The sequence below is a fragment of the Chryseobacterium metallicongregator genome, assembly GCF_031324065.1.
Classification (GTDB): Bacteria; Bacteroidota; Bacteroidia; order Flavobacteriales; family Weeksellaceae; genus Chryseobacterium; species Chryseobacterium metallicongregator.
In genome coordinates this window covers 730,976-755,921 of record NZ_JAVIXS010000020.1, presented here as the reverse complement: position 1 = coordinate 755,921, position 24,946 = coordinate 730,976, and the positions used below count along the sequence as shown (strand labels likewise).

Below are 24,946 nucleotides of genomic sequence, written 5' to 3'. Positions count from 1 at the left end.
ATCTGGAAATAAACCATTTCTGTTGTTAAAAATTCATAAAATACAAGAAAATCATTATATTTGCCGACTTAATTTAACGTAGTTATAACAAAATGCAAGGAAAAGGACTTATTACAATTGTCGCTATTGTACTAGGGTTGATTTGCTTAAACGAGCTATTACCAACATGGTACGCCAGCAAAATTGAAAAGCAGGCGACTGCTATTGCAGGAGACAATCCGGAGAAGTATCAAAAAGAAATCGCAAGACTTTCTAAGGATACTTTGAATTTAGGATTCACAAAACTTTATTACACTAAAGCCAAAGACAAGGAAATGAAACTTGGTCTTGACTTGAAAGGAGGGATCAACGTTCTTTTGGAAATCAACCAAAGAGATCTTGTGAATGATTTAACCAATTATTCTACAAATCCTGTTCTTATTGAGGCTTTAAACAAAACTGATGAAGCACAGAAGAATTCTACTAAACCTTACATCGACAACTTCTTTGAGCAGTTCGATGTAATTAACAAAGCTAAAGGGGCAAACCTTAAGTTGGCAGATCCGGAAATTTTCGGAAATACAACCCTTACTGAGGTGAAGTACAACACTCCTGATGAGCAGGTGAAAAGCATTGTTAAAAGAAAAATTGATGCATCTGTAGGAACAGCTTTCGAGGTAATCAGAACGAGAATTGATAAGCTTGGAGCCATCCAGCCAAACGTTCAGAGAGTACCTGGTACAGCGAGAATTTCTGTGGAAATGCCTGGTATGAAGGACATCGATAAAGTGAAGAAAATGCTTCAGACTTCTGCAAAACTTCAGTTCTGGGAAGTACAGCAGGTTCCTGAAATTGCGCCTTATTTCCAGACTTTGACAACTATGGTTGCTACAAAAGGAGATTCTATGGGAGTGGCAAAGAATGTGAACTTTATGAGCCTTTTACAGCTTGACAAATTAAGAACAAATGGTGTTGCTAACGTAAAATTATCTGATACTGCTGTTGTAAACAAAATCTTAAACAGCAAAGTAGGTCAGTCTTTACGTCCGTCTAACATTAAATATACACAGTTTATGTGGGGTTACAAACCTGAAGCTACAGATAGCGAAAGCTTAGTATTGTATGCGATCAGAGGTAACATCAACCAGAAAGCTCCGGTAGACGGTGCTGTTGAAACTGCAAATATCAGCTACGATGAACTAAGCAGAGTAGTGGTAGATATGCAGATGGACTCTAAAGGAGCAAAAGAGTGGAAAACATTAACCGAGAAAAATGTTGGAAAACCGGTTGCAGTAACTCTTGATAACAGAGTATACACAGCTCCTAACGTTGTAGGTGCTATCCCTAACGGTAGAACTCAGATCTCTGGTAACTTCTCCCAGGAAGAAGCTAAAGAATTGGTAGACGTGTTAGGTGCTGGTAAATTGCCTGCAGGTGCAAAAGTAGTTCAGGCTACCGTTGTAGGTCCATCTTTAGGACAAGAGGCTATTGATTCTGGTTTAATGTCGTTTATCATTGCATTCGCTATTATCATTGTTTATATCATTTTCTACTACGGTGGAGCTGGTGTATATGCGGTAATTGCAATGGTGATCAACTTATTCTATATTTTCGGTATTATGGATTCGGGTGACTTTACCCTTACGCTTCCAGGTATCGCGGGTATCGTTCTGACGATGGCAGTAGCGGTCGATACGAACGTTATCATTTATGAAAGAACTAAGGAAGAATTATTCGCTGGGAAAAGTATCCTTGAAGCTTACAAAGATGGTTTCAAACATGCATTAAACGCGATTATCGATGGTCACACGACCACTTTCCTAACGGCAGTTGTATTGTTCTTCTTCGGAACAGGGCCTATTAAAGGTTTTGCATTGACGTTGATGATTGGTATTTTAATGACATTATTCACGTCTGTATTGCTTTCAAGAGTAATGATCTTCTCAAGATTAAATAAAGGAAAAGGACTTTCTGTTTGGACTCCGGCTACGAAGAACCTATTCAGAAATACCTGGATCGATTTCATCGGAAAGAGAAAATATGCTTACATCGTTTCTGCTGTTCTTACCGTTATTTGTGTGATTTCAATCGCAACGCACGGTTTCAAATACGGTATCGATTTTACCGGTGGTAGAAACTATGTTGTAAGATTTGATAAAGATGTAAAAGCTGAAGATGTTGAAGAAAAATTAGTAGCATTATTCAAAACTGAAGACGGTAAAAACTCTTCTGTAGAAGCTAAGACTTTCGGAAACAACAAACAATTAAAGATTTCTACCGATTACCTTATCGAGGACGAATCTTTAAAAGCTGACCAGATTATCGAACAGAAATTATTCGAAGGTTTAAAATCAAACTTACCGGCAGGAACTACATTGAAGGATTTCAAATCTGCTGATAAAGACCACGCAGGAATTATCTCTTCTGAGAAAGTAGGACCTTCTGTTGCTGATGATATCCAGACTCACGGTATCTATGCGGTATTAGCTGCATTAGCAATGATCTTCGTTTATATCTTAGTAAGATTTAGAAAATGGCAGTTCTCTCTTGGAGCAGTTGCTGCTCTATTCCACGATGCGGTAATTATTTTAGGAGCATATTCATTGCTTCACAAATATATGCCGTTCAACATGGAGATCAACCAGGATTTCATTGCTGCGATTCTTACTGTATTAGGATACTCAATTAACGATACCGTAATTATCTTCGACAGAATTAGAGAATACCTGAGAGAGAAAAAATCTTTAACATTAGCAGGTCTGTTTGATGACTCTATTTCAAGTACATTGGGTAGAACATTCAATACCTCATTCACTACGATTTTGGTTATCCTTGCGATCTTCATCTTCGGTGGTGATAACTTGAGAGGATTCATGTTTGCGATGTTAATTGGTATTGGATTCGGTACTTATTCATCCATCTTTATTGCGTCTGCAATTGCTTACGACTTCCTTAAAACAGGGAAAGAAGAAGAGGTACATGGAAAATCCACTTCTGCTAAAGAAGAACTTGCTTCAAAGTAATACAAACTACAATAAATTAGTAAAGACCGTTTCGAAAGAAGCGGTCTTTTTTTATATACTTATCCTTTTTTTTCTTTTTGATCATTTCAAATGATAAATAGGGTATCTCACCCTAACTATTTGAAAGCTTTTGTTTTAAATGATTAAATTTTCATCTGGTTTTTAATTATTTTATCTGTTTTCTATTGGTAATTATTTATTAGTGTTTTTTAAACCTTGTTTTTATAATTTATATTGTAGATTTTACTTTTTTTTAATGAGTTTTAATTGGAGTTATGTATAATAACTCTAATTTTAGAGAATAATTTGTTTGTGTGTAATTGTTGAATAATAAAGGATTTTTGTGAGTTTATATGGAAATAATTATTTTAATTGAAAAATATTAAAAAATAAGAGTTTTATGTAGTAAAATATTTTATATTTATATAAAACAAAACAAAAATGAAAACCGAAAAATTATTCGTTGCTGTGGCATTATGTGCTGCTAGTTTCCTTTTAGCTCAGGTAGGAATTGGAACTCCTAATCCTGATAAAAGTGCTGCCTTAGATATTACGAATACTAATAAAGGCGTACTGATCCCGAGAATTTCCAATCTGTCAACAATAGTTACACCGGCCAACGGCTTGCTGGTTTATGATCTCCAAAGACAGGCATTAACTCAGAATATAGGAACTCCTTCCAGTCCTAACTGGGTTCCCATCAGTGGTAATATTGTTAAGTTCTTCTATATGCCGTCCATCAGTATTGATACCTCTACTTTAGGTACAGGAAGAACAAAAGATTTGTTCCAGCTCTATAAGGTTCAGTTTTCTACTCCTAAGGTTTCGAGTACGGGAGCTCCGGGAGGAATCCCTTTCTTTGCTAATGCATCAGATTTGTATTATTATGTTACTGATTTCGACAATACCGTATTAAGTAATGTAAGCATTGATCCCAATGGCATATTGAAATATGATGTGGTAGGAACGGCAACGGCCTGCTCTTTTGTCAATATTGTATTTGTAATCAAATAATTTGAAGTGACATACAGTCATTATGATCATCCTTATCCAGGGATGAGTGTTTACCACGTATAATTAACTTTAAAAATTATTGATGATGAAAACAATTTCAATAGTACGCTGTTTGCTTATGGCAATAGGTCTTTTTGTATCAGGCAAAGTAATATCGCAGGAGATGGTCGCCCTTCCCAATGGTGGATGTGGAAGATTATTGGATACCAATACCTCCAGTTCAAGTGATGGTGGTTTTCTTTGTTTCAGATTGGGAAAGGAAGCGGCTAATCCTAATAATATGACGGATACTGATGTCAATTCTTTTGCATCTTTAAAGCCGGGTACAGGCGCTGGTCTTTTCTGCAGTATGTATGTAGGAGTAGGAACCAGTGGTGCAGATTTTCAGGCGAATAAGCCGGTTTATATTGACTTTGCTTCCGATGGGTTCAATTTTAATCCCAGTTTTAATGGTGGTAATTTTGTTTTCTACAATAATGGGCAGGAAGTCTATCGTACAGGGATTAACGGACATTTTTTCTTTGATTTTGGTGATAACCAGGAACGAAGAATTATTAAAGTAATTCCGACAGCTGCATGGGATGAAGTGCAGTTGGCTTTCGGAGAAGCTATTGGTATTGGTTTTTCCTTCAGCCAGATGAGAGTATATAATATCCTTTCCGAATATTATCTGGCACCTATGACCTATTTATCTCAGCCTTCTGATAAAACAGTTGCTGTCGGAGGATCTACAACGATGACAGCGGTAATCAATAATACGCCTACAGATGAAACACCGGATAATATTACCTATCAATGGCAGGTTCTTATCGGAAGTACATGGACTGATCTTGCAAATGGTTCCAACTATGCTAATGTCACTTCATCCACTCTTAGTATTAATAATGCTCCTGCAGGATTTCACAATAATCAGTACAGGGTTGTTGCCAATTCCAGCTTTCATACCTGTTCTTTCCAGGCAATTTCTACTGTGGGACGACTTTTTGTCAACTCGGTAAACAGCCCAGGAACTATTGCTGTGGATCAAACAGTGTGTATGGATATCAGTAATGATCCTGCAGCATTTGGCCAGACTGCAGCTGCACAGGTGAGTGGTGCTGCAGAATATCAGTGGCAAAGTTCCACAGATAATATAACATTCTCGAATATTACGAATGCTACATCTGCTACTTACGATGCTCCACCGATTACGCAAACTACTTATTACCGTCGGGGAGTAAGATCTGTTCTGAATGGAAATACAACTGCTTATCAATACAGTAATGTAGTAAAAGTAACTGTAAAGCAAAGTTGTCTTATTAAGTGTATCATAACAAACAGAATGATATACACGACATTGAACAGCAACTAATACTGGTCTCTAATTAAGGATAGTAACCTGTTTCAAATTTATTTTTGAAACAGGTTTTTTCTTTATGTTCGGCAGGAAAATGCGGGAAAAATAAAGCTATGGTAAATGTAATGTATTATTTAACAGTGTTTTAATCTTTTTGCTTTTTAAAATTTATATGAAGTATTCATAATTTAGAATCATTATTTTTCAGATTTGATTAATTTTGCACCATCATGGAAAATTCAAAGAAAAAAGCGGCTATAGGCTTCATATTTATTACTTTACTGATCGATATTACGGGATGGGGAATCATCATTCCTGTTGTTCCTAAATTAATCGAGGAACTTATTCATGCAGATATTAGTGAAGCCGCAAAGTATGGTGGCTGGCTTGGATTTGCCTATGCATTTACGCAATTTATATTCTCTCCGTTAGTAGGAAACCTTAGTGATAAATATGGACGAAGACCTATTATCCTGATTTCTCTTTTCGGATTTGCTGTAGATTATATTTTCCTTGCACTGGCTCCCACGATCTGGTGGTTGTTTTTGGGAAGAGTTATTGCCGGGATTACAGGAGCAAGTGTCACCACGGCCAGTGCTTATATTGCAGATATTTCCACTGATGAAGACCGCGCTAAGAATTTTGGATTGATAGGAGCTGCTTTTGGGCTCGGATTTATTATAGGACCTGTTTTGGGCGGAGTTCTTGGGCATTATGGAGCAAGAGTTCCTTTCTATGCTGCTGCGGGCTTGTGTTTACTTAATTTCCTGTATGGATATTTCATTCTTCCTGAAAGTTTGGATAAAGATAAAAGAAGAGAATTCGACTGGAAACGTGCCAATCCTATAGGTTCATTTAAGTTTTTAGGCAAGCACCCTGAAATTTCCGGACTAATCGTTTCGTTGATCTTAATCTATATTGCAGGTCATGCTGTACAGAGCAACTGGAGTTTCTTTACCATGTATAAGTTCAGCTGGACAGAAAGAATGGTTGGCATCTCGTTAGGAGTTGTTGGTTTATTGGTAGGTCTCGTACAGGGTGGTCTTATCCGATATACGACTCCCAGGCTGGGAGAACAGAAAAGTATTTATTACGGATTAGCTTTCTATGCTGTAGGAATGCTGTTGTTTGCCTTTGCTTCAGAAGGCTGGATGATGTTTGTGTTTCTGGTGCCATACTGTTTAGGAGGAATTTGCGGACCGGCTTTGCAATCTGTCATCACGAAAAGTGTTCCTTCCAATGAACAGGGAGAACTTCAGGGAGCATTAACGAGTTTAATGAGTGCCACATCCATTATCGGACCTCCGATGATGACCAATTTATTTTACTATTTCACCCATGATGAAGCACCGTTTAAATTTTCAGGCGCACCTTTCTTTTTAGCGTTTGTTTTAATGGCAATCAGCGTAGTTATTACCTATTCTGCTTTTCAGAAGAAAAATAAAAATTTAGTTGATGTGACTTCAAAAAAAGATTTTCATTAAATAGATTTGTTCTATTGATGAGATATAGATGATTTTGGGTTACATCTTTCAATAATTTTACAGGAGTGAAATAGTTTTACTCATTGTTGAAACAGGAAAAACCAAATTATGAATACAGCAGATCTGGAAAAGTATTTTGAACGGATTCATTTCCCCGGAACTCCGGAATTGAGTATGGAGACATTGAAAAGAATACATCAACTCCATCCCAAGTATATTCCCTTTGAGAATATTGATTCTTATACAGGAAAGGTTCCTTCTTTGAATGCAGATGATGTTTTCAGAAAAATAGTGATTGAATCCAGGGGTGGATATTGCTATGAACAGAATCTGCTTTTAAGTGAAGTTTTAAAAACATTAGGATTCAATGTAAAGCTCCAGCTTGGAAGGGTAGTGTGGGGAAGGCAGGAGGATAGTATTGCTGCGCAGACGCATCTTTTGCTTATTGTCGATTTTGATGGAGATCAATATGTAGTAGATTGTGGATTTGGAACAGCCACCCTTACTGCACCTGTACTTTTAAACAAAATAGAACAGCAGCAAACACCCAACGGAATATTTAAAGTTTCCCATAAAGAAGAAACCTATACACTTTGGATGTGGAAAGAGAAATGGCTTCCGGTGTACCGATTTATTCCTGAGTATGTAGAACCTGTTGATCTTGATATTTCCAACTGGTATTTGTCTACTCATCCGGATTCTCATTTTAAGAACAGACTTATTCTTTCAAAAGTAGATGAGAATGCCCGCTACACTTATACAGACCATATGCTGAATATCCGGTCTGATGATGGTGAAAAAGAATCTATAAGGATAGAAAATGATGTACAGCTCTATGAGATATTGATTAATACTTTTGGACTTCAAGAAAATGCAGTAGAGGCATTGAAGTCAAAAGTCAGAATCTGGTAGTACTTATAAATACAATAAACGGGAAGCTCACTGAGTTTCCCGTTTTGATTAAAATCTGATTTTTATGAAAATAACTATGGATAAAGGGATTTTGTCCCGTTACTTACAATATTACTGCCTAATCCGGAGAATGATACAGAGAAATTAGTGGAATTAAAGCTTAAAGAACCTGTAGGTGTACAAAGTCCCAGTGCATAACGACATTGTCCGTAAGCCCCTGTCTTTTTGGTAATCTTACTTTCACTTTTTGCTTTTCCTAAACTGATATATCCCCAGTCACTTACATCTGCATTGGACACCGTAGATCCTGAATAATAAATGGTAATCTGATATCCCGCTTCACCTCTCTTAGAACCCCAAAGCCAGTTGGCTGTCCACCATTGTTTATACCATGTAGAAACCACTTTTGAAGCCTGATTGTTCGATGATTCTGAATTTCCGCGGGTGTCCATCATCACAAGACCTCCAAAGATATTGTCCCAGATAATTCCTGAATCACCATAAAAACATAATGTAGTAAATTTTCCGTTTTTGCCGCTCCATGTTACTTCCATAGCCTGAGTGCCGGGTTTTACTTCTTCGGTGATAGCCTCTTTTAATCCTTGTTGTGCGATTGTTAAATCCTCACCATTATACAAATCTCCAATTTTTCCGATTTTTACAGAGGATGGATCCATAATATTTCCGGAAGCTATGAACTGATCTTTATCAGTAATCAGCTTTTTGGAAAGTTCTACCCCTTGCTGGGTTGAAATTTTCCCAAGTACAGTTACACCAACAATTTGTAAATCATTTTTTAAATAGGTTTCAAGATTTTTGGTGGATTCATTCAGTTGAAGTTGTACTGCTTCAGGAACAAGTTGAGAAGAAGAAGGAGTAATCTCTTTTTTCAGCTCATCGATGGTTGTCTTAGCCTGAACCGCTTCCTGCTGGCTCATTTCGTTGTTTTCGTTCTGGCAGCTGTGGAGTACCATTACCGATAACACGGCGAAAACTTTAAAAGTAGTCACTAGTTTTTTCATAATTGATATTTATTTGATTGTGTGTCATAAATATACGTAATTGTTGCTTAATTCTCATTGTTTTGAATTAAATATTTGTTAATTAATAAGTCAAGATTGCAGGTTGCAGATGTTAGGTAGCAGGGATTAGAAAATAGCTCTTGCTTGAAATGATCAATATTCAATTTCTTAACTTCCAACCTTAAACCTTAAACCTTAAACCTTAAACCTTAAACCTTAAACCTTAAACCTTGAACCTTGAACTTCATTATAAAATCTTAAAATTTGTTTAAATTTTTAGTTTACAGTCCATAAATGCAATAATCTTTCGTAATTTTACGCCATGGAATTAAGCATTGGAGAAATGGCACTCATTGCCATTGCAATCGTTGTATTATTCGGTCCGGATAAACTGCCTCAGATTGCGCGTGACTTAGGTGCAGGCGTTAGAAAGATGCGTGGAGCAGTGGAAGATATCAAAACTGAAATTATGAAGGAAACGGATAATCCTGTTTCTGAAATCAAACGTGAGATTGAGAAGGTAAAAGATGCTGCAAAGGATTTCAACCCGATGAATGATATTCAGAAAGATATTCTGACGGAACCTTCTTCAGTGGCTTCTAATGAGCCTCCAAAACCGAAGCCTGCAGATGATGAGACTTACGAAGGACCTGTAAGCAGATAACGATGGAGGAAATCATTCAGGAAGATAAGAAGGTATTTCTTTACCTTAATAATTTGGGCGATTCATCTTTCGACCAGTTTTGGATGTTGATTTCCAGTACCTGGATTTGGGTGCCTCTTTATATTATATTTCTTTATTTTTTATACAAAAATTATCAACTAAGATCATTAGTTTTTATTCTTATATTTTTGGCTATTGGAGCAACGGTTTCTGACCAGTTGGCCAGTGTCTTCAAATATGGTGTGGCAAGGTTGAGACCTTGTCATGATCCTACTCTGGAACATCACATGAGAATCGTGAAATGTGGTGGACAGTTTGGGTTTTATTCTGCTCATGCTTCCAATACATTCTTTTTGGCAGCCTTTTTAAGTATTTTATTAAAAAATAAGCTTAAATGGTTTCCATATGCTATATTTGTATGGGCTATAGTGGTTTCCTACAGCCGTATATATTTAGGAGTGCATTTCCCGATAGATATTTTGGTGGGGGCGTTTGTTGGATCTTTATTGGGAGTGATATTTGGTGCACTCGCCAAAAAAGTAATCAACAAACAAACTATAAATTCATGAAAAAAACTTTACTAGCCGTAATTTCCCTCTTTTTTGCTCTTAATTTCTATGCCCAGGATAAAAAACTGGCTGAAGAATGCTTCCAAAAAGCTGATTATAAATGTGCGGAAGAGCAATATTTAAAACTGGCAGAAAAAGAACAGATCCAAAAATTTCAATCGGAATATTACGATTATCTCGGAACAGCTCAGAGAAGGCTTGGAAAAACGACCCAGGCTTTTAAATCCTACGATTCGGCTCTGAAAGCAAATCCCTTGTCGGTTTCTGTATACGCAAATCTTTCATCGCTTTACAGCCAGAAAGGAAATAAGGTAAAAGCCCTGGAATATATAGAAAAAGGACTTCAGGTGAATGCTGAAACTCCGGATCTGTACCTTACACGTTCCAAAATTTACGACAGCCAGGGAAAAAAAGACCTTGCCATCAAAGATCTAAATCAGATTCTGACTTTTGCGCCTGACAATCTTTTTGCAAAGACAGGACTGGCCAATCTGAAAAAGAATAATGGCGACCTTGACGGAGCTTTAAAAGATTATAATAAACTTCTTGCTGAAAAACCCGAATCACTGCTTTATAACGGAAGAGCAGACGTCTATTTTAAAATGAAAAAATATAAAGAAGCATTGGTAGACGCCAACAAAGCAATTTCTATAGACCCGAAATTTGCACAGTCTTATGTGAGCAAAGCCATGATTCTGATGGACACTTCCAAACTTAAGGAAGCCTGTGAAAATCTGGATAAAGCAGTTGCTTTAGGCTATGAAAAAGCAGTCCTTACTGATTCTTATGCTAAATGTGTAAAGAAATAAATTAAAAAATATTCTGCCCAAATCATTTAAATAAAATCCATACTAAAAAAGAATAAAGAGATAGAAAGATGTTGAATATTGTTCTTGTAGAGCCCGAAATACCAAATAATACCGGAAATATCGGAAGATTGTGTGTAGGAACCGAAAGCAGATTACACCTGATTCATCCGTTTGGATTTGTAATTAATGATAAAAACCTGAAGCGTTCCGGGTTGGATTATTGGGTGCATCTCGATGTTACTGAATATGCAGATGTGGAAGAATGGATTAAAGTAATCCCTGATACGTCACGGGTGTTTTTAATGAGTTCGCATGCCGAAAAATCATACCTTGAAACTGACTTTCAGGATGGAGACTGGCTGGTTTTCGGAAAGGAGAGTGTAGGACTGAGTAAAGAGGTTCTGGACCGTTTTGAAAATCATCTGACCATTCCTATGTCGAAACTCATCAGAAGCTTTAATATTGCTAATTCCGTTGCTTTTGTAGTAGGAGAGGCAAAGAGACAGATCAGTCTGAAATAGAGAGAAGTGGACCCAAAAGTCAAATTATTTGGCTTTTGTCATTCTGAACACAGACCGAAAGTCCGCGAACGTAGCTCAGAAATGTAGTGAAGAATCTCATAAATTGTATTGGTGAGATTCTTCCTTCGTCAGAATGACATTCTTGAGAGCCGCTTTTGTTTTAATCGTTATGATAAGGTTTTCCTTGTAAAATCTGGTCAGCACGGTAAAGCTGTTCTACAATAAACAGGCGGATCATCTGATGGGTAAAAGTCATTTTAGATAAAGACATTTTTTCATTGGCTCTGCTGTAGATCTCTTCAGAAAAGCCATAAGCTCCTCCAATCAGAATATGTACTTTTTTTACAGAAGAATTCATCCAGGTATCAATTTTCTGAGAAAACTCACGGCTGGTAAACTGTTTTCCTTTTTCATCAAGAATAACAACCAGATCATTTTTATCAATATGGTTTAAGAATAACTTGGCTTCCTCTTTTTTAAGAAGGTCAGGGGATAGGTTTTTGGCATTTTTTACATCCGGAATTTCTGTGATTTCAAAATTCCAGTGTTTTGGTAAACGGTTGAGATAATAATTGATTAAAGAGGTAATTTCTTTATCATCTGTTTTACCGATACAAAGTAAACTGATTCGCATTGTAAGAAGTTTCAGAATGCAAAGATAGGGTTTCGCGGCTAATTTGTTGCTGGTTTTTTGGGTGCAGTATCGGGATTCACGGTTATTTGTTTCGGATTTCGGGATTCGAGTTGCAAGTTATATTGGTTGCGGGTTACCTTAAACTCTAAAGCCTTCCCACTCCCAAACCACTAATCCCTAAAACCTACCACCCGCTACCTAACATCTGCCACCTATCTTTTCCCTATTTAATTTAATTCCCCTACCTTTGTATAAAGACAAACAGATCGATGAGTGTAAAGGTTCCTAAATTTATTTTAAAGATTCAAGAGTTTTTTGACAGCATTCATATTCCTGTTTTGGGAATATCACTTTGGCAGATGTTTCAGATTTATATCTCCGGGATTTTTAAGGGAAAAATAGGAAGAAAAGCAGCAGCTATTTCGTGGAGCTTTACCATAAGCCTCTTTCCGTTTATTCTGTTTCTGCTTTCTGTGCTGCCTCATATGCCGCTATATGATGAGCTTCAGTTTTATATTTTTGATGTGCTGATGCATAATGTTTTTCCTTCCAACATGGAAGGAGATGTGAAAGGATATATTGTAAGCAATATCATTCCGAACATGAAAGGAATCAGTAACCTGACCATTCTTCTGGCTCTTATTTTTGCTACCAATGGTACATTTTCCCTGATCAACGGTTTTAATGAAAATACGGATGAAAAATTAAGTGATGTAAAAGAGTTTATCCTTTCATTCTTTATTACGATAGGCTTTATCACCATTGTTTTTCTAACTCTGTTCGGAGTATATTATGCAGAGGTTGTAATGAAGCTTTTTACTCCGGCTTATGATGTAACGTGGCTCGTAGATAACCTTTCGAAAATTATCGGGTTTGTTTCTTTCCCGCTTTTTTATTTTATACTTCTGACTTTATTTTATTGGTTGGGAACTGTGAAGATTACAAGATTCCGACAAGCGGTTCCAGGAGCAATTCTTACCACTGTATTGTTTGTGGTTACAACGTATATTTTTGCCATTTATGTAAAAGATATAGCCCGATATAATGTACTTTACGGATCCATCGGCAGTATGATTCTACTGATGGTTTGGGTGAATGTCAACGTATATCTCCTTTTATTCGGAAATGAGTTGAATATGGCGATCAGAAAACTCAGAATAGAAAAGCTGTTGTCTGATGAGATTGAGAAAGAAGCCTCAGGATATCATGCCCAGATTACTGAACCTGACTTTGATAGTGATGAGGAACATAAAAGAAAATTGGAAAACCGGAAGAAAGATTAATTCTCTTCCAGTTCAGGGTTTTCTTTTGAGCTTACGCTTAATATCGTAAATCCGGCAATGGCAGCAATAAAGGACGCAATCAGGATGGCAAACTTAGCTTCATCCTGAATCGGAATTTCTCCTTTAAAAGAAAGCAATGCAATAAAAATGGACATGGTAAACCCGATTCCGGCTAACAATCCTACACCAATCATCTGCAGCCAGTTGCTGTTTTGGGGCAGGGAACTGAGTTTTAATTTGATGGCAATCAATGAAAATAAATTGATCCCGATCAGCTTACCCAATACCAATCCACAGATAATTCCCAATCCTAATGTACTTGTAACTCCTGCCACCATTTCACTGGAAAAAGTAATATTGGTGTTCGTTAAAGCAAATATGGGCATAATCAGAAAACTTACCGGAATATGAAGCTGATGCTCCAGCTTTTCCAGTGGTGAAATTTCTACATTCGAAGCATTGGTAGGAATGGAAAATGCAAGCAAAACACCTGCTATCGTCGCATGAATTCCGGAATGATGAAGGAAGTACCATAAAAACAGTCCCGGAATGATATAAAATATTGTTTTGGTTACTTTTAAAAAATTTAAAATAAAAAGTAGGGCAGTCACTCCAAAAGATAAGAGAAGATAGCTCCAGTGGATTTGCTCTGTATAGAAAATCGCAATCACGAGGATAGCCCCCAGATCGTCTACAATGGCTAATGCTGCTAAAAATATCTTGATAGAATTAGGAATCTTTTTACCCAACATCGAAATAATAGCCAAAGAAAATGCAATATCGGTTGCCATAGGAATTCCCCAACCATTGCTGTATTCCGTTCCTGTATTGAAAATGCTGTAGATTACAGCAGGAACAAGCATTCCGCCTACTGCTGCAAAAATAGGAAGGGAGGCATTTTTAAAGGATGAAAGTTCACCTTCTACAAGTTCACGTTTTATTTCAAGACCTACCAGCAGGAAGAAAACTGCCATTAATCCGTCATTGATCCAGATGCTGACAGGATATTCCAAACCAAAAAGATGAGTTCCTACTTCCTGGTCTAAAAAATGCTGAAAGTTCTCTGCAGCAGATGAATTGGCAATAAGCAATGAAATAAGCACACAGAAAATAAGAATAATTCCTGAGGACTGACTGTTGTTGAAAAATTTTTTAAAATAAAGAGATAAATTCATGTTTACGATTGTACTCGTCTCACTCTGGAAACACCATTAATATTTTTAAGTTTTTTAAAGGTCTCTTCTAACTGACCTTTATTTTTGACTTCGAGGTTGATATTTCCTGTGAAAACACCATTGTTGGATTCAATAGACATACTTTTCATATCCATTCCCATACTTCCACTGATGACAGTGGTGATATCATTAATCATACCCATTCTGTCAAGTCCTTCAATTTCAATTTTTACTCTGTTTTTGAAGCTTTCTGCATTCACCCACTTGGCCGGAATAACACGGTAATCATACTGAGCTCTCAGATTGATGGCATTCGGGCAGTTGTCACTATGAACCTTGATTCCATCTGAAATCGTGATGAATCCGAAAATTTTGTCCCCCGGAATCACGGTACAGCATTTTGCATACGTGTAGTTAAGCTTCTCTTCGTCCTTTCCAAAGACAATCATGTCAAGGTTTTCCTCTTTCGGATCCTCAAAATGCTGGCTTTTATTAGGTGATTTTCTGAATCTTGAAAGTAAGTTATTGAATACGTTTTTACTTTCTATATATTTTCTCAGGCTGCTTACATCCAGTTCATTACTTTGGAATTTAAGGAAGAGCTCCTGAGATGATTTTAAATTAAAGAACTTCTGAAGTTTATTAATTTCTTCATCATTAAAATTGATTTTCGCATGACGAAGTTTTCTCTGCAAAATTTCTTTTCCTTCTTCTACCAATTGGTTTTTCTGAGAGTTCAGATAACTTTTAATCTTGGATTTGGCTTTCGAAGTTACTACAAATTCCAGCCAGTCAGATTTTGGCTTCTGATTCTGTGAAGAAAGAATATCTACCTGATCTCCGTTTTGAAGGATATAAGAAATAGGAACCAGTTTTCCATTAATTTTAGCTCCCAGACACTTCATTCCCAAATCGGAGTGAACAGAGAAGGCAAAATCCAGAGCGGTAGCATTTGTCGGAAGGATTTTAATTTCTCCTTTTGGAGTAAAGACAAAAACCTCTTTTGAATATAAATTAAGTTTAATATTATCCAAAAGTTCCGAAGTGGAAAGGTTCTGCTGTTGTTCCAATACCTCGCGGATCTCGGTCACCCATTTTTCAAAGTTTCTGTCATCAGAACTCTGTTTGTAACCTTCTTTGTATTTATAGTGAGCGGCAACTCCTTTTTCAGCAATTTCATCCATTCTTTCCGAACGGATCTGTACTTCAATCCACTTTCTGTCCGGCCCTAAAACGGTTAAATGCAAACTTTCATATCCTGTAGAACGGGGCTGCGTAATCCAGTCACGCATTCTTGAAGGGTTACTGTGGTATACATCCGTAACGATAGAGTAGATCTTCCACGCCAGGAATTTTTCATTTTTTGCATCTGATTTATAAATAATCCTGATGGCGTAATTGTCAAAAACTTCTTCAAAGGAAACTCCCTGTTTCAGCATCTTTCTGTAAATGGAAGAGATCGCTTTTGCACGGCCTTTGATTTTAAAGTTTAAGCCTTCTTCATGAAGTCTTTCAGATACTTCTTTCTTAAATTCTTCGATATATCTTTCACGGCTTTCTTTGGCCAGTTCCAATTTCTCCGTGATCTCGTTATATACTTCGGGACTATTATATTTTAAGGAAAGATCCTCCAATTCAGATTTAATATTGTACAATCCAAGACGGTGAGCCATTGGGGCGTAGATATAAACCGTTTCGGAAGCAATTTTTTTCTGCTTGTCCGGAGCCATGCTTTCCAGAGTCCTCATATTATGGAGACGGTCAGCAATTTTAATCAGAATAACCCTGAAATCCTCAGATAATGTCAATAACAGTTTTCTGTAGTTTTCAGACTGCACAGAGATATTCTGATGGTTCATGATGGAAATTTTGGTCAGTCCATTCACGATATTGGCAATCTTCTCACCAAAGATTTTCTTCAGATCTTCGTAGGTATAATCAGAATCTTCAATCACATCATGCAAAAGCGCACAGGCAATAGAAGTAGCACCCAGACCAATCTCTGTTGCTACAATCTTAGCAACAGCAATAGGGTGGTAGATGTAAGGTTCTCCGGATTTTCTCCTTTGATCCTTGTGGGCATCCAGCGCAATATCGAATGCCTTTCGGATGAGCTTATTGTTTTCCTCATCCAATGTTCTGTATGTGTTAGAAATCAGATCCTTATATCTGGCAAGGATCTCTTTATTCTCTTGTTCTAAATCGTAGCTCATTTGTGCACATGCCTATAATTAGACGAAAATACGAAATTTTTTAGTTTTTTCAAACATAAAAGATCCGCAGTATACACTACGGATCTTCGGCTATTAGATTTTATATCGATTAGAATTTCACTTCAGAATTCATACCGTCACTTGATGTTTTGATTTTAATATCAGGGCTGCTGTGGATTTCTGCTCTGTTTCTTGCATCAATATACTTTTTGATGGTATCGTAATTGGTTTCATTGATCTTCATGTTTTCAAATAGATAGGATTTCAATGCTGCATTCTGAACAAATGCATTTCGTGCAAGGTCAATCTGATTAAGATCATTAACGGTAACACTTGCCAAATATTGGGAATTACCGGAACCATCATTAAGGTATACAATGTAATCTGAAGTTCCGAATCCTGAATTTTCCAGATCACTTTCCAGTTTTTTGTAGTCGCTGTGATGACCAAATACTCCAGCTAATATATGTGACATAGTTAATTGGTTTTAAAGTTCTCATTAAAGTTAGTAATAATTTTCTGATTATCATTGCATTTGAGTCAATATAATTTGTTAATTAACATTCAGTTTTCAATAGATAATGATAATGTTTAAGAATAGTTGTTGAACAGGTGTTTAATTTTAACAATTGGATAATATTCGTCTTCATCTCAGGATAATTTTCTTGTTCTATAATAAAAGCCCTGAAAATGACTTCCAGGGCTTCTATTGGTTAAAAAAATGATGAAATTTATATTCTTTCGTTTTTGATTTCCTCTACAATTTCAGGATTTAAAAGCGTACTGATATCTCCGAAATTACTGAAGTCTCCTTCTGCAATTTTTCTCAGGATTCTACGCATAATTTTTCCGGAACGTGTTTTTGGAAGACCTGAGACAAACTGAATTTTATCCAGCTTGGCAATCGGTCCGATCTGATCTGAAATCAGTTGGTTAATCTCTTTTTTCAGATTTTCCTTATCACGTCCTTCTCCGGTTTCTTTAAGTGTCACATAACCGTACAGTGCATTCCCTTTGATGTCATGTGGATAACCTACAATAGCAGATTCAGCAACGGCAGGATGCTGGTTGATGCTGTCTTCAATAGGTGCGGTTCCAAGATTATGTCCTGAAACAATGATCACATCATCTACACGTCCCGTAATTCTGTAGTATCCAACTTCATCTCTTAAAGCTCCATCACCTGTAAAATATTTTCCAGGGAATGCTGTAAAATAAGTCTCTTTATATCTTTGGTGGTCACCCCAGATGGTTCTGGCAATTCCCGGCCATGGAAAACGGATACAAAGATTTCCGGTCACCTGGTTTCCTGTAATTTCGTTTCGTTTATCATCCATTAATACAGGTTGTACACCAGGCAATGGGAGCGTGGCGTAAGTAGGTTTGGTAGGTGTTACAAAAGGTAATGGTGAAATCATAATTCCTCCTGTTTCCGTTTGCCACCATGTGTCCACAATCGGACATTTTTTCTTTCCAACATGATCATTGAACCAGTGCCATGCTTCATCATTAATAGGTTCTCCTACAGATCCGATTACTTTCAGAGAGCTCAAATCATGTTTATCCACCCATTCTGTACTTTCTTTTGCTAAAGAACGAATGGCGGTAGGAGCGGTGTAAAACTGAGTGATTTTATGTTTTTCAATCACTTCCCAGAAACGATCCGGTTCAGGGTAAGTAGGTACGCCTTCAAAGATTACGGTAGTCGCTCCATTTAATAATGGTCCATAAAGGATATAAGAGTGTCCTGTAATCCATCCGATATCTGCTGTACACCAATAAATATCATTTTCTTTATAATTGAATACGTTTTTGAAGGTATAAGCGGTGTATACCATATAGCCTGCACAGGTATGCAGCATTCCTTTTGGTTTTCCTGTAGATCCGGAAGTATATAAAATGAAAAGCGGATCTTCAGAATCCATAATTACGGTAACGAAATCAGCAGAAGCTTTTTCATATAAATCAGCCATCCAGTGATCTCTCCCTTCTTTCATTTTAATTTCGTTGTGGGTTCTTTTTACAACAAGAACTTTCTCAACAGTCGGCGTTTTTTCCAGGGCATCGTCCACAATAGTTTTCAGATCCAGAACTTTATTTCCCCTATAGCTGCCATCTGATGTGATGACCATTTTTGCTTCACAGTCATTGACTCTTGAAGCCACTGCAGAAGCTGAAAATCCGGCAAAGATCACGGAATGTACAGCTCCCAGTTTTGCACAGGCAAGCATCGTAACGGCCAGCTCAGGAATCATGGGAAGATAAATACAGACTCTGTCTCCCTTTTCAATTCCCATATCACGTAAAATATTGGCTGTTTTATTAACGCGCGTATATAATTCATTGTAAGAAATATGCTGTGCTTCTTCCTTAGGATCGTTAGGTTCCCAGATGATTGCTGTTTTTTCTCCTCTTATGGTAAGATGTCTGTCGATACAGTTTTTGGTAATATTGAGTTTCGCATTTTTGAACCAGGTAATCTTAGCTTCATTCATGTCGTACTTAACAACCTTGCTCCATCGTTGATACCACACGAAGTTTTGATCCGCTACTTTATCCCAGAATTTTTTAGGATTTTTGATAGACTTTTTATAGTCTTCAAAATATTGTGGTAAATCTTCTATTAAGTAATTTCTCATATCCCTTTCGTTTTTTTTTGAAATTTGAATTTATTGTATTTTAAATTTATGTTTAATTTCTGGCTTTAGCTCTATAAACCTGGATTTTTTCCTGAATTTCATCAATGATTTTTTCATCATCAATGGTGGATGGAATCTGAAAATCTTTTCCGTCAAGCATCGTTCTGATCAGTTTTCTTAAAATTTTTCCTGATCTTGTCTTAGGTAAGCGTTTGACAACCATTACATTTTTTAAAAAAGCTACAGCTCCAATTTTGTTGCGGACCATCTGAATGATGTCCTTTTCAATCTCTTCTTCAGAAATAATTGAACCATTCTTTACAACAACTGTGGCAAAAGGAACCTGTCCTTTTAAATCATCATCAATACCTACTACCGCACATTCTGCAACATCGGGGTGGGATGAGACAATTTCTTCCATTTCAGAAGTGGAGAGTCTGTGTCCAGCTACGTTGATCACATCATCCACTCTTCCTGTAATAAAAATATAACCATCCTCATCCTGAATTGCACCGTCTCCTGAAAAATAATACCCTTTATACTGAGACAAATAGCTGCTTTCAAAACGGGTGTAGTCTTTCCATATTCCAAGCATGGTGCCAGGTGGAAGAGGAAGTTTGATCACCAGATAGCCTTCATGATGAGGATCTAGTTCCAATCCGTTTTCATCAAAGATTTTAATGTCATATCCAGGAACAGGCTTCCCGGCTGATGCTCTTTTGATCTGATAACTTTCATCGTGAGTCAGCAATCCAAGCATAGGCCAGCCGGATTCTGTCTGCCACCAGTGATCTATTGCAGGAACGCCAATATGTTCTGCAAACCAGTCCAGAGTGGCTACATCACATCTTTCACCAGCCAGAAACTGTTTTTTGAAATGTGACAAATCGTATATTTTTACCAGTTCTCCATTAGGATCTTCTTTTTTAATCGCTCTGATGGCAGTAGGAGCTGTAAACATCACCGAAACTTTATATTCTGAAATAATTCTCCAGAAAGTTCCTGCATCAGGAGTCATGATGGGTTTTCCTTCAAAAATTATCGTTGTGTTTCTGTTGATTAATGGCCCGTATACTGAAAAACTATGTCCTACAGCCCATCCGAAGTCTGAAGCTGCCCAATATGTTTCACCGGGTTTTACACCATAAACATACTTCATTGAGAACTGTAATGCTGTGGCATAACCTCCGGTGTCGCGAACGATGCCTTTAGGTTTTCCGGTAGTTCCAGAGGTGTAAAGCAAATAAAGCGGATGAGTAGATTCTACAGAAATACAGTCTGCTGGAGTAGATTTTTCTACCAGTTCTTCATAATCAATCAGTCCCTCGAACATTTCATCCTGATTATCTACTAATTTTCTGTTATATACAATGATATTGTCTACTTTATCCTGTGCCAGTTCAATTGCTTTTTCTACTAATGGCAGATAAGGAATTCTTTTGGCAATTTCCACACCGGCTGTAGCGGTAATTAAAACTTTAGGTTTGCAGTCATCAATTCTCACTACAAGCTCATGTGGAGCAAAGCCTCCAAAAACCACATTATGAATAACCCCGATTCTCGCACAAGCAAGCATGGCAAAAAGTGTTTGCGGAATCATCGGCATATAAATGACGGCCGTATCTTCCTTTTTTAATCCCAGAGAAATCAATCCTCCTGCCAGCTTTGCAATTTCCTCTTTCGCCTGATGGAATGTGTAGGTTTTTTTCTGGTTGGTTACAGGGGAATCGTAAACAATTGCTACCTGATCTCCGAAACCGTCTTCAATGTGTTTGTCAATACACAAATAGCACATATTGAGCTTTCCGTCCGAAAACCATTGTGGGTAATCGTTTTCTCCATTTGAAAGAATCTGTTGTGGAAATTCAAACCATTTGATTTCTTCTGCTTGTTTTTTCCAGAAGTCTTCTTTGTTTTCTATGCTTTGTTTAAATAATGTATCTGTTTCCATGTCAATAGTTGTGTGTTTGATTTTTTGCTTATCCTTGTCAAGGTTTTAAACCTTGACAAGGATAATTGCGGTCCGCAGGCGAAGCCATAAGGTTTTTTATTAAGTCGTTGTCTGAAGTCTTATACCTTGATTCTAGATTCTTTTTTAAAACATTTCCTCAATCTGCTGCATCAGTTTCTTAATCGAGTAGGGCTTTGTGACATAGGCATCTGCTCCCATTTCCAATCCTTTTTCAATATCTCTGGGATTGTTTTTGGCACTCAGAAAGATGACTTTGGTATCCTTTAGTTTTTCGTTCTGCTTAATGAGATCGAGCGTACTGTAACCATCAAGATTCGGCATCATAATATCGAGAAGAATCACGTCAGGAACCATCGTTTTCAGGAATTCAAGGACTTCCGTTCCGTCACGGGCAATATAAACGTCATAGCCGTTTTTCTTAAAGCTGTATTCTAACGACATTAATATTTTGTGTTCGTCATCCGCAATAATTATCTTTCTCATAATAAGGTTTTAATGGTGTTCAACTTCATTTATAATCTCTTTTTTGGTTTTTTCAGGAATGCTGATGGTGAAAGTGACCCCAAGCCCACTGTTTTCTGCTTTTATACTTCCTCTGTGTGCCTGTACAATTTTCTTTGAAATGGCCAGTCCCAGTCCGCTTCCTGTAGGTTTTAAAATATTCTGGTTTTTCGACTGATAAAACTTGTCAAAAATCATTTCCAGATCCTCTTCCGGAATATGTTTTCCGGTATTGAAAATGGTGATGATCAGCTGACCTTCTTTCTCAAATATTTTAGTCTGAATGGTTCCTTGTTCTTCTGTGAATTTTAAGGCATTTCCCCAGATATTCTGAAATAGCTGAATCATTCTCGCTTCATCATATTCAAATATAAACTGATTCAGAAGATTAACTTCACTCAAATGAATATTTTTCTGTTGTATCAGATGAAGGAGAGGGTTTAAGGCTTTTTTATACGTTTCAATAATATTATTTTCCTGAATGTGTAAAGAGATTTCGCCATGCTGTAATTTGTCCAGATACAAAATATCATTGATGATTTCACTTAATCTGTCGGATTCTGTGATGATATTGTTCAAAAATTCCTGCTTAATGTCAAAGGGAATATCGTCATCATCAGCCAGGATTTCTCCTGCAGAACGGATTGCAGTAATCGGAGTTCTTAATTCATGGGCAACAGAGTCCAGAAAGTCGTCTTTTTGACGGTCTTTAATGATCAGACTTTCGTTAGCATTTCTTAGATCATCAGAGAGTTTTTGTAATTCTTCAGACTGTTCGGTAAGTTTTTTATTTAAGCTGATGTTTTCCTGAGATTCTTCGAGGATATTTAAAACCTCTTTTAAAGATATTTTATCTTCTTTGGTAACGCCTTCAATCAATATTTTGGCTGAAGCGGTACCAATTCTTCCGGCTAAAAGGTTTTCTGAGAATTTGATAAATCTTGAGTCAGCAGTTTCCGTTTTTGAATCAATATTATATTTTAAATTAAAAATTCTTAAGGCCTGTTCTGTTTTATTTTTGCCTAAAAAACGCTCCAGGATATTCTGAATATCTGAAATATAAGCCGTTCCCCGCCAGATGAAAGCATTTTCATGGTTCTGAATATACTTGTCTATATCTACGTACAGCTCAGCAAAGTTTCTTTCGCGGTAATTTCCTTTAGAACTTACTGAAACGATAGTAAACAGGCTTGTATTGACCAGCATTGACCAAAAAAATATCTGCGGAATTCTTCCCAAATAAGGGATGGTGAAAAAGCCGAAAGCATTATACATTTCTCTGATTACACCCTTGAATTCCTGATTATAAGAGAAATAATACTGTGGAATAATCAATCCGAAATAACAAATCACTAATCCGGCTATAAGCCCTGTAACAGCTCCTTTATAACTTCCTCTTCTCCAGAATAAAGCACCGAAAAATGCAGGAGCCAATTGTGCAATTACAACAAATGAAATTAACCCTACAGAATCCAGCGAGGTTTTCAGAATGAAATATTTGTAGAAGGCAAAAGCCATAATAATCAGTGCGAAAATGCTGAATTTTCTGATATTAGTAATGCTTCTTGTATTTTTTTCTTCATTTTCAGATTTTAATTTTCCCAGCAATCCGTAGGGAATAATGAGGTTGTTAGAAAGCATAATGGATAAAGTGATGGCAGAAATAATAATCATGGAAATACAAGAGCTTAGTCCACCAAGAAATACAAGTACCGTGATCAAAGTATTATCAAAATGCTGTGGAATGAGAATAGAGTAGAACTCAGGATTTACTTTTTGTCCGTCAAAAATCAGCCTTCCTCCCCAGGCAATCGGGAAAATAAATATAGTAAAGATTAAAAGATAAAGTGGGAAAAACCAAATGGCTGTTCTGATGTGTTTTTCCTGTCTGTTTTCAACAATGGCTGTGTGAAACTGTCTGGGAAGAATACAGATGGCTGTTGCTGAAATCATACACAGAACCATCCAGTTCATTGCTCCTTCAATTCCGTTGAAGGTATTTTTTTCCTTAAAATCTTCAAATTTGCTGGCTTTCTCATAAATATCGGAGAATCCGTCAAAAGCATAATAAATCACGAAAAGTCCAAGAATAATAATAAAAAACAGTTTTAAAAAGCTCTCCAGTGCAATAGCTGAGATGATTCCCAGACGTTTTTCTGAAGCATCTACATATCGTGTTCCATAATAAGAGGAAAACAAGGCAATTAAAACCACTACAAAAGTGGCGTTGTCTGTTAGAATATCTTTAGACATCGGAGTTTCCGTTACCAGATGAAATGTTTCCGAAATGGCTTTGATCTGTAGTCCGATATAAGGAACAATTGCCAGAAGGCAAACCACGGTAATAATGGCACTCAGGCTTCTGCTGTTTCCATATCTCAATGAAATAAAATCGGCTAGGCTGCTTATTTTGTTGACTCTTGAAATTCTTACAATCCGGGTATTGATGTAGATCCATGCCGGAATAATCATAATAGGACCAATGTAAATCGGAAGATAATTTAATCCGCTTGTAGCTGCCACACCAATGCTTCCATAATAGGTCCATGCAGTACAATAAACTGCAAGAGAAAGGGCGTAAATGTATGGGTTGTTGATCCATCGCTTACTTCTTTTCTTCTCTGCCAGATAAGCAACTAAGAAAAGAAGAGCCAGGTAAAACAGAACTACAAAAAATAATGCGAAACTACTCATCATGTCTTTTTACAATTACAAAAGAAATCACAATGGAGATCATCCAGATCACGAACAGATAGATCAGGATCATTGGATAGCCCAAAACTTCCCTGTCACTGTTGAAAAGCAATGAAATAGGAATACTGAAAGCAATCATAAGCCCTGCGCTCAGTATGATAAGTTTTTGTTCGTGTCTTTTTTTCATAAATGATTTTTGATAAAAGATAATTGATGAATGACTGTATTCATCAATTATCTCTATTACTTTTAAATTTTATCGTCAGAATATTCTCCTTTTAAGGCATAATACCCGAAAATGGCCATTCCACCTGAGATAATCGGCATCAGTACAAAAAGGATGATAATGCCAAAAACCAGATCTTCCTGTTTTCCGGAAGCAATTTTTGGGATTCCCAATACTGTAATTCCGAAATATCCTACAATCACCGCAATAGCGATCCAGAGAATGCCTAATATTTTTTTTAGTCCGTTCATTTTAGTAGTTTTAAAATTAATAAAA

Annotated in this window: 21 protein-coding genes; 10 read left to right on the top strand and 11 right to left on the bottom strand. The window is 36.9% G+C overall.

Annotated elements, in window-relative coordinates; genetic code table 11:
* Positions 1-92: 92 nt before the first annotated feature.
* The 5 genes from secD (at position 93) to REB14_RS21315 (ending at position 7,748) form a co-directional block, all read left to right on the top strand.
* Complete coding sequence (gene secD / locus REB14_RS21335) at positions 93-3,002, top strand: protein translocase subunit SecD (RefSeq protein WP_309523239.1); 2,910 nt, start codon at positions 93-95, stop codon at positions 3,000-3,002.
* Positions 3,003-3,443: 441 nt separating this feature from the next.
* Positions 3,444-4,016, top strand: coding sequence for a hypothetical protein (locus REB14_RS21330; RefSeq protein ID WP_079241199.1), 573 nt, complete (start codon positions 3,444-3,446; stop codon positions 4,014-4,016).
* Between the two features lie 82 nt (positions 4,017-4,098).
* The gene (locus REB14_RS21325) at positions 4,099-5,367 is read left to right on the top strand and encodes a hypothetical protein (RefSeq protein WP_309523238.1); all 1,269 of its coding nucleotides are present in this window, start codon (positions 4,099-4,101) and stop codon (positions 5,365-5,367) included.
* A 215-nt stretch (positions 5,368-5,582) separates the two neighbouring features.
* Positions 5,583-6,836 (top strand): TCR/Tet family MFS transporter, encoded by a 1,254-nt coding sequence (locus tag REB14_RS21320; RefSeq protein ID WP_079241201.1) that lies wholly within the window; start codon positions 5,583-5,585, stop codon positions 6,834-6,836.
* 108 nt (positions 6,837-6,944) lie between these two features.
* Entirely contained in the window at positions 6,945-7,748 is an 804-nt protein-coding gene (locus REB14_RS21315; RefSeq protein ID WP_309523237.1) for an arylamine N-acetyltransferase family protein, read from the top strand.
* A gap of 74 nt (positions 7,749-7,822) precedes the next feature.
* On the opposite strand, the gene REB14_RS21310 is transcribed toward REB14_RS21315, so the two are convergent.
* Positions 7,823-8,770 (bottom strand): hypothetical protein, encoded by a 948-nt coding sequence (locus REB14_RS21310; protein ID WP_309523236.1) that lies wholly within the window; start codon positions 8,768-8,770, stop codon positions 7,823-7,825.
* A 322-nt stretch (positions 8,771-9,092) separates the two neighbouring features.
* On the opposite strand from REB14_RS21310, the gene REB14_RS21305 reads away from it, so the two are divergent.
* The 4 genes from REB14_RS21305 (at position 9,093) to REB14_RS21290 (ending at position 11,333) form a co-directional block, all read left to right on the top strand.
* Positions 9,093-9,434 carry a Sec-independent protein translocase subunit TatA/TatB gene (locus REB14_RS21305; protein ID WP_034696279.1) on the top strand — a complete coding sequence of 114 codons (342 nt, stop codon included), beginning with the start codon at positions 9,093-9,095 and terminating at the stop codon, positions 9,432-9,434.
* 2 nt (positions 9,435-9,436) lie between these two features.
* Complete coding sequence (locus REB14_RS21300) at positions 9,437-10,003, top strand: phosphatase PAP2 family protein (protein WP_034696278.1); 567 nt, start codon at positions 9,437-9,439, stop codon at positions 10,001-10,003.
* A complete protein-coding gene (locus REB14_RS21295) occupies positions 10,000-10,812 on the top strand; it encodes a tetratricopeptide repeat protein (protein ID WP_309523235.1) in 813 nt (270 codons plus the stop codon). Before REB14_RS21300 ends, REB14_RS21295 begins: the two co-directional genes overlap by 4 nt.
* Before the next feature lie 68 nt (positions 10,813-10,880).
* The gene (locus tag REB14_RS21290; RefSeq protein WP_309523234.1) at positions 10,881-11,333 is read left to right on the top strand and encodes a tRNA (cytidine(34)-2'-O)-methyltransferase; all 453 of its coding nucleotides are present in this window, start codon (positions 10,881-10,883) and stop codon (positions 11,331-11,333) included.
* A 160-nt stretch (positions 11,334-11,493) separates the two neighbouring features.
* On the opposite strand, the gene REB14_RS21285 is transcribed toward REB14_RS21290, so the two are convergent.
* Entirely contained in the window at positions 11,494-11,967 is a 474-nt protein-coding gene (locus REB14_RS21285) for a 23S rRNA (pseudouridine(1915)-N(3))-methyltransferase RlmH (RefSeq protein WP_047376769.1), read from the bottom strand.
* Positions 11,968-12,236: 269 nt separating this feature from the next.
* On the opposite strand from REB14_RS21285, the gene REB14_RS21280 reads away from it, so the two are divergent.
* Positions 12,237-13,250 (top strand): YihY/virulence factor BrkB family protein, encoded by a 1,014-nt coding sequence (locus REB14_RS21280; protein WP_309523233.1) that lies wholly within the window; start codon positions 12,237-12,239, stop codon positions 13,248-13,250.
* On the opposite strand, the gene nhaA is transcribed toward REB14_RS21280, so the two are convergent.
* The 9 genes from nhaA to REB14_RS21235 all read right to left on the bottom strand — a co-directional run bounded on the left by nhaA (position 13,247) and on the right by REB14_RS21235 (position 24,921).
* A complete protein-coding gene (gene nhaA, locus REB14_RS21275) occupies positions 13,247-14,425 on the bottom strand; it encodes a Na+/H+ antiporter NhaA (protein ID WP_034696273.1) in 1,179 nt (392 codons plus the stop codon). The genes REB14_RS21280 and nhaA overlap by 4 nt on opposite strands.
* 2 nt (positions 14,426-14,427) lie before the next feature.
* Positions 14,428-16,638, bottom strand: a complete 2,211-nt coding sequence (locus tag REB14_RS21270) for a RelA/SpoT family protein (RefSeq protein ID WP_034696272.1) — start codon at positions 16,636-16,638, stop codon at positions 14,428-14,430.
* 109 nt (positions 16,639-16,747) lie between these two features.
* Positions 16,748-17,113: a hypothetical protein gene (locus REB14_RS21265; RefSeq protein WP_079241209.1), complete on the bottom strand. Its 366-nt coding sequence runs from the start codon at positions 17,111-17,113 to the stop codon at positions 16,748-16,750.
* A gap of 256 nt (positions 17,114-17,369) precedes the next feature.
* Positions 17,370-19,277, bottom strand: coding sequence for an acetate--CoA ligase (gene acs, locus REB14_RS21260; RefSeq protein ID WP_079241210.1), 1,908 nt, complete (start codon positions 19,275-19,277; stop codon positions 17,370-17,372).
* A gap of 52 nt (positions 19,278-19,329) precedes the next feature.
* Positions 19,330-21,228: an AMP-binding protein gene (locus REB14_RS21255; protein ID WP_079241211.1), complete on the bottom strand. Its 1,899-nt coding sequence runs from the start codon at positions 21,226-21,228 to the stop codon at positions 19,330-19,332.
* Between the two features lie 144 nt (positions 21,229-21,372).
* The gene (locus tag REB14_RS21250; protein ID WP_079241212.1) at positions 21,373-21,732 is read right to left on the bottom strand and encodes a response regulator transcription factor; all 360 of its coding nucleotides are present in this window, start codon (positions 21,730-21,732) and stop codon (positions 21,373-21,375) included.
* Between the two features lie 9 nt (positions 21,733-21,741).
* The gene (locus tag REB14_RS21245; RefSeq protein ID WP_309523335.1) at positions 21,742-24,444 is read right to left on the bottom strand and encodes an ATP-binding protein; all 2,703 of its coding nucleotides are present in this window, start codon (positions 24,442-24,444) and stop codon (positions 21,742-21,744) included.
* Entirely contained in the window at positions 24,437-24,631 is a 195-nt protein-coding gene (locus tag REB14_RS21240) for a hypothetical protein (RefSeq protein ID WP_079241214.1), read from the bottom strand. Before REB14_RS21240 ends, REB14_RS21245 begins: the two co-directional genes overlap by 8 nt.
* 62 nt (positions 24,632-24,693) lie before the next feature.
* Positions 24,694-24,921 carry a DUF6814 family protein gene (locus tag REB14_RS21235; RefSeq protein ID WP_034696261.1) on the bottom strand — a complete coding sequence of 76 codons (228 nt, stop codon included), beginning with the start codon at positions 24,919-24,921 and terminating at the stop codon, positions 24,694-24,696.
* Between the last annotated feature and the right edge of the window lie 25 nt (positions 24,922-24,946).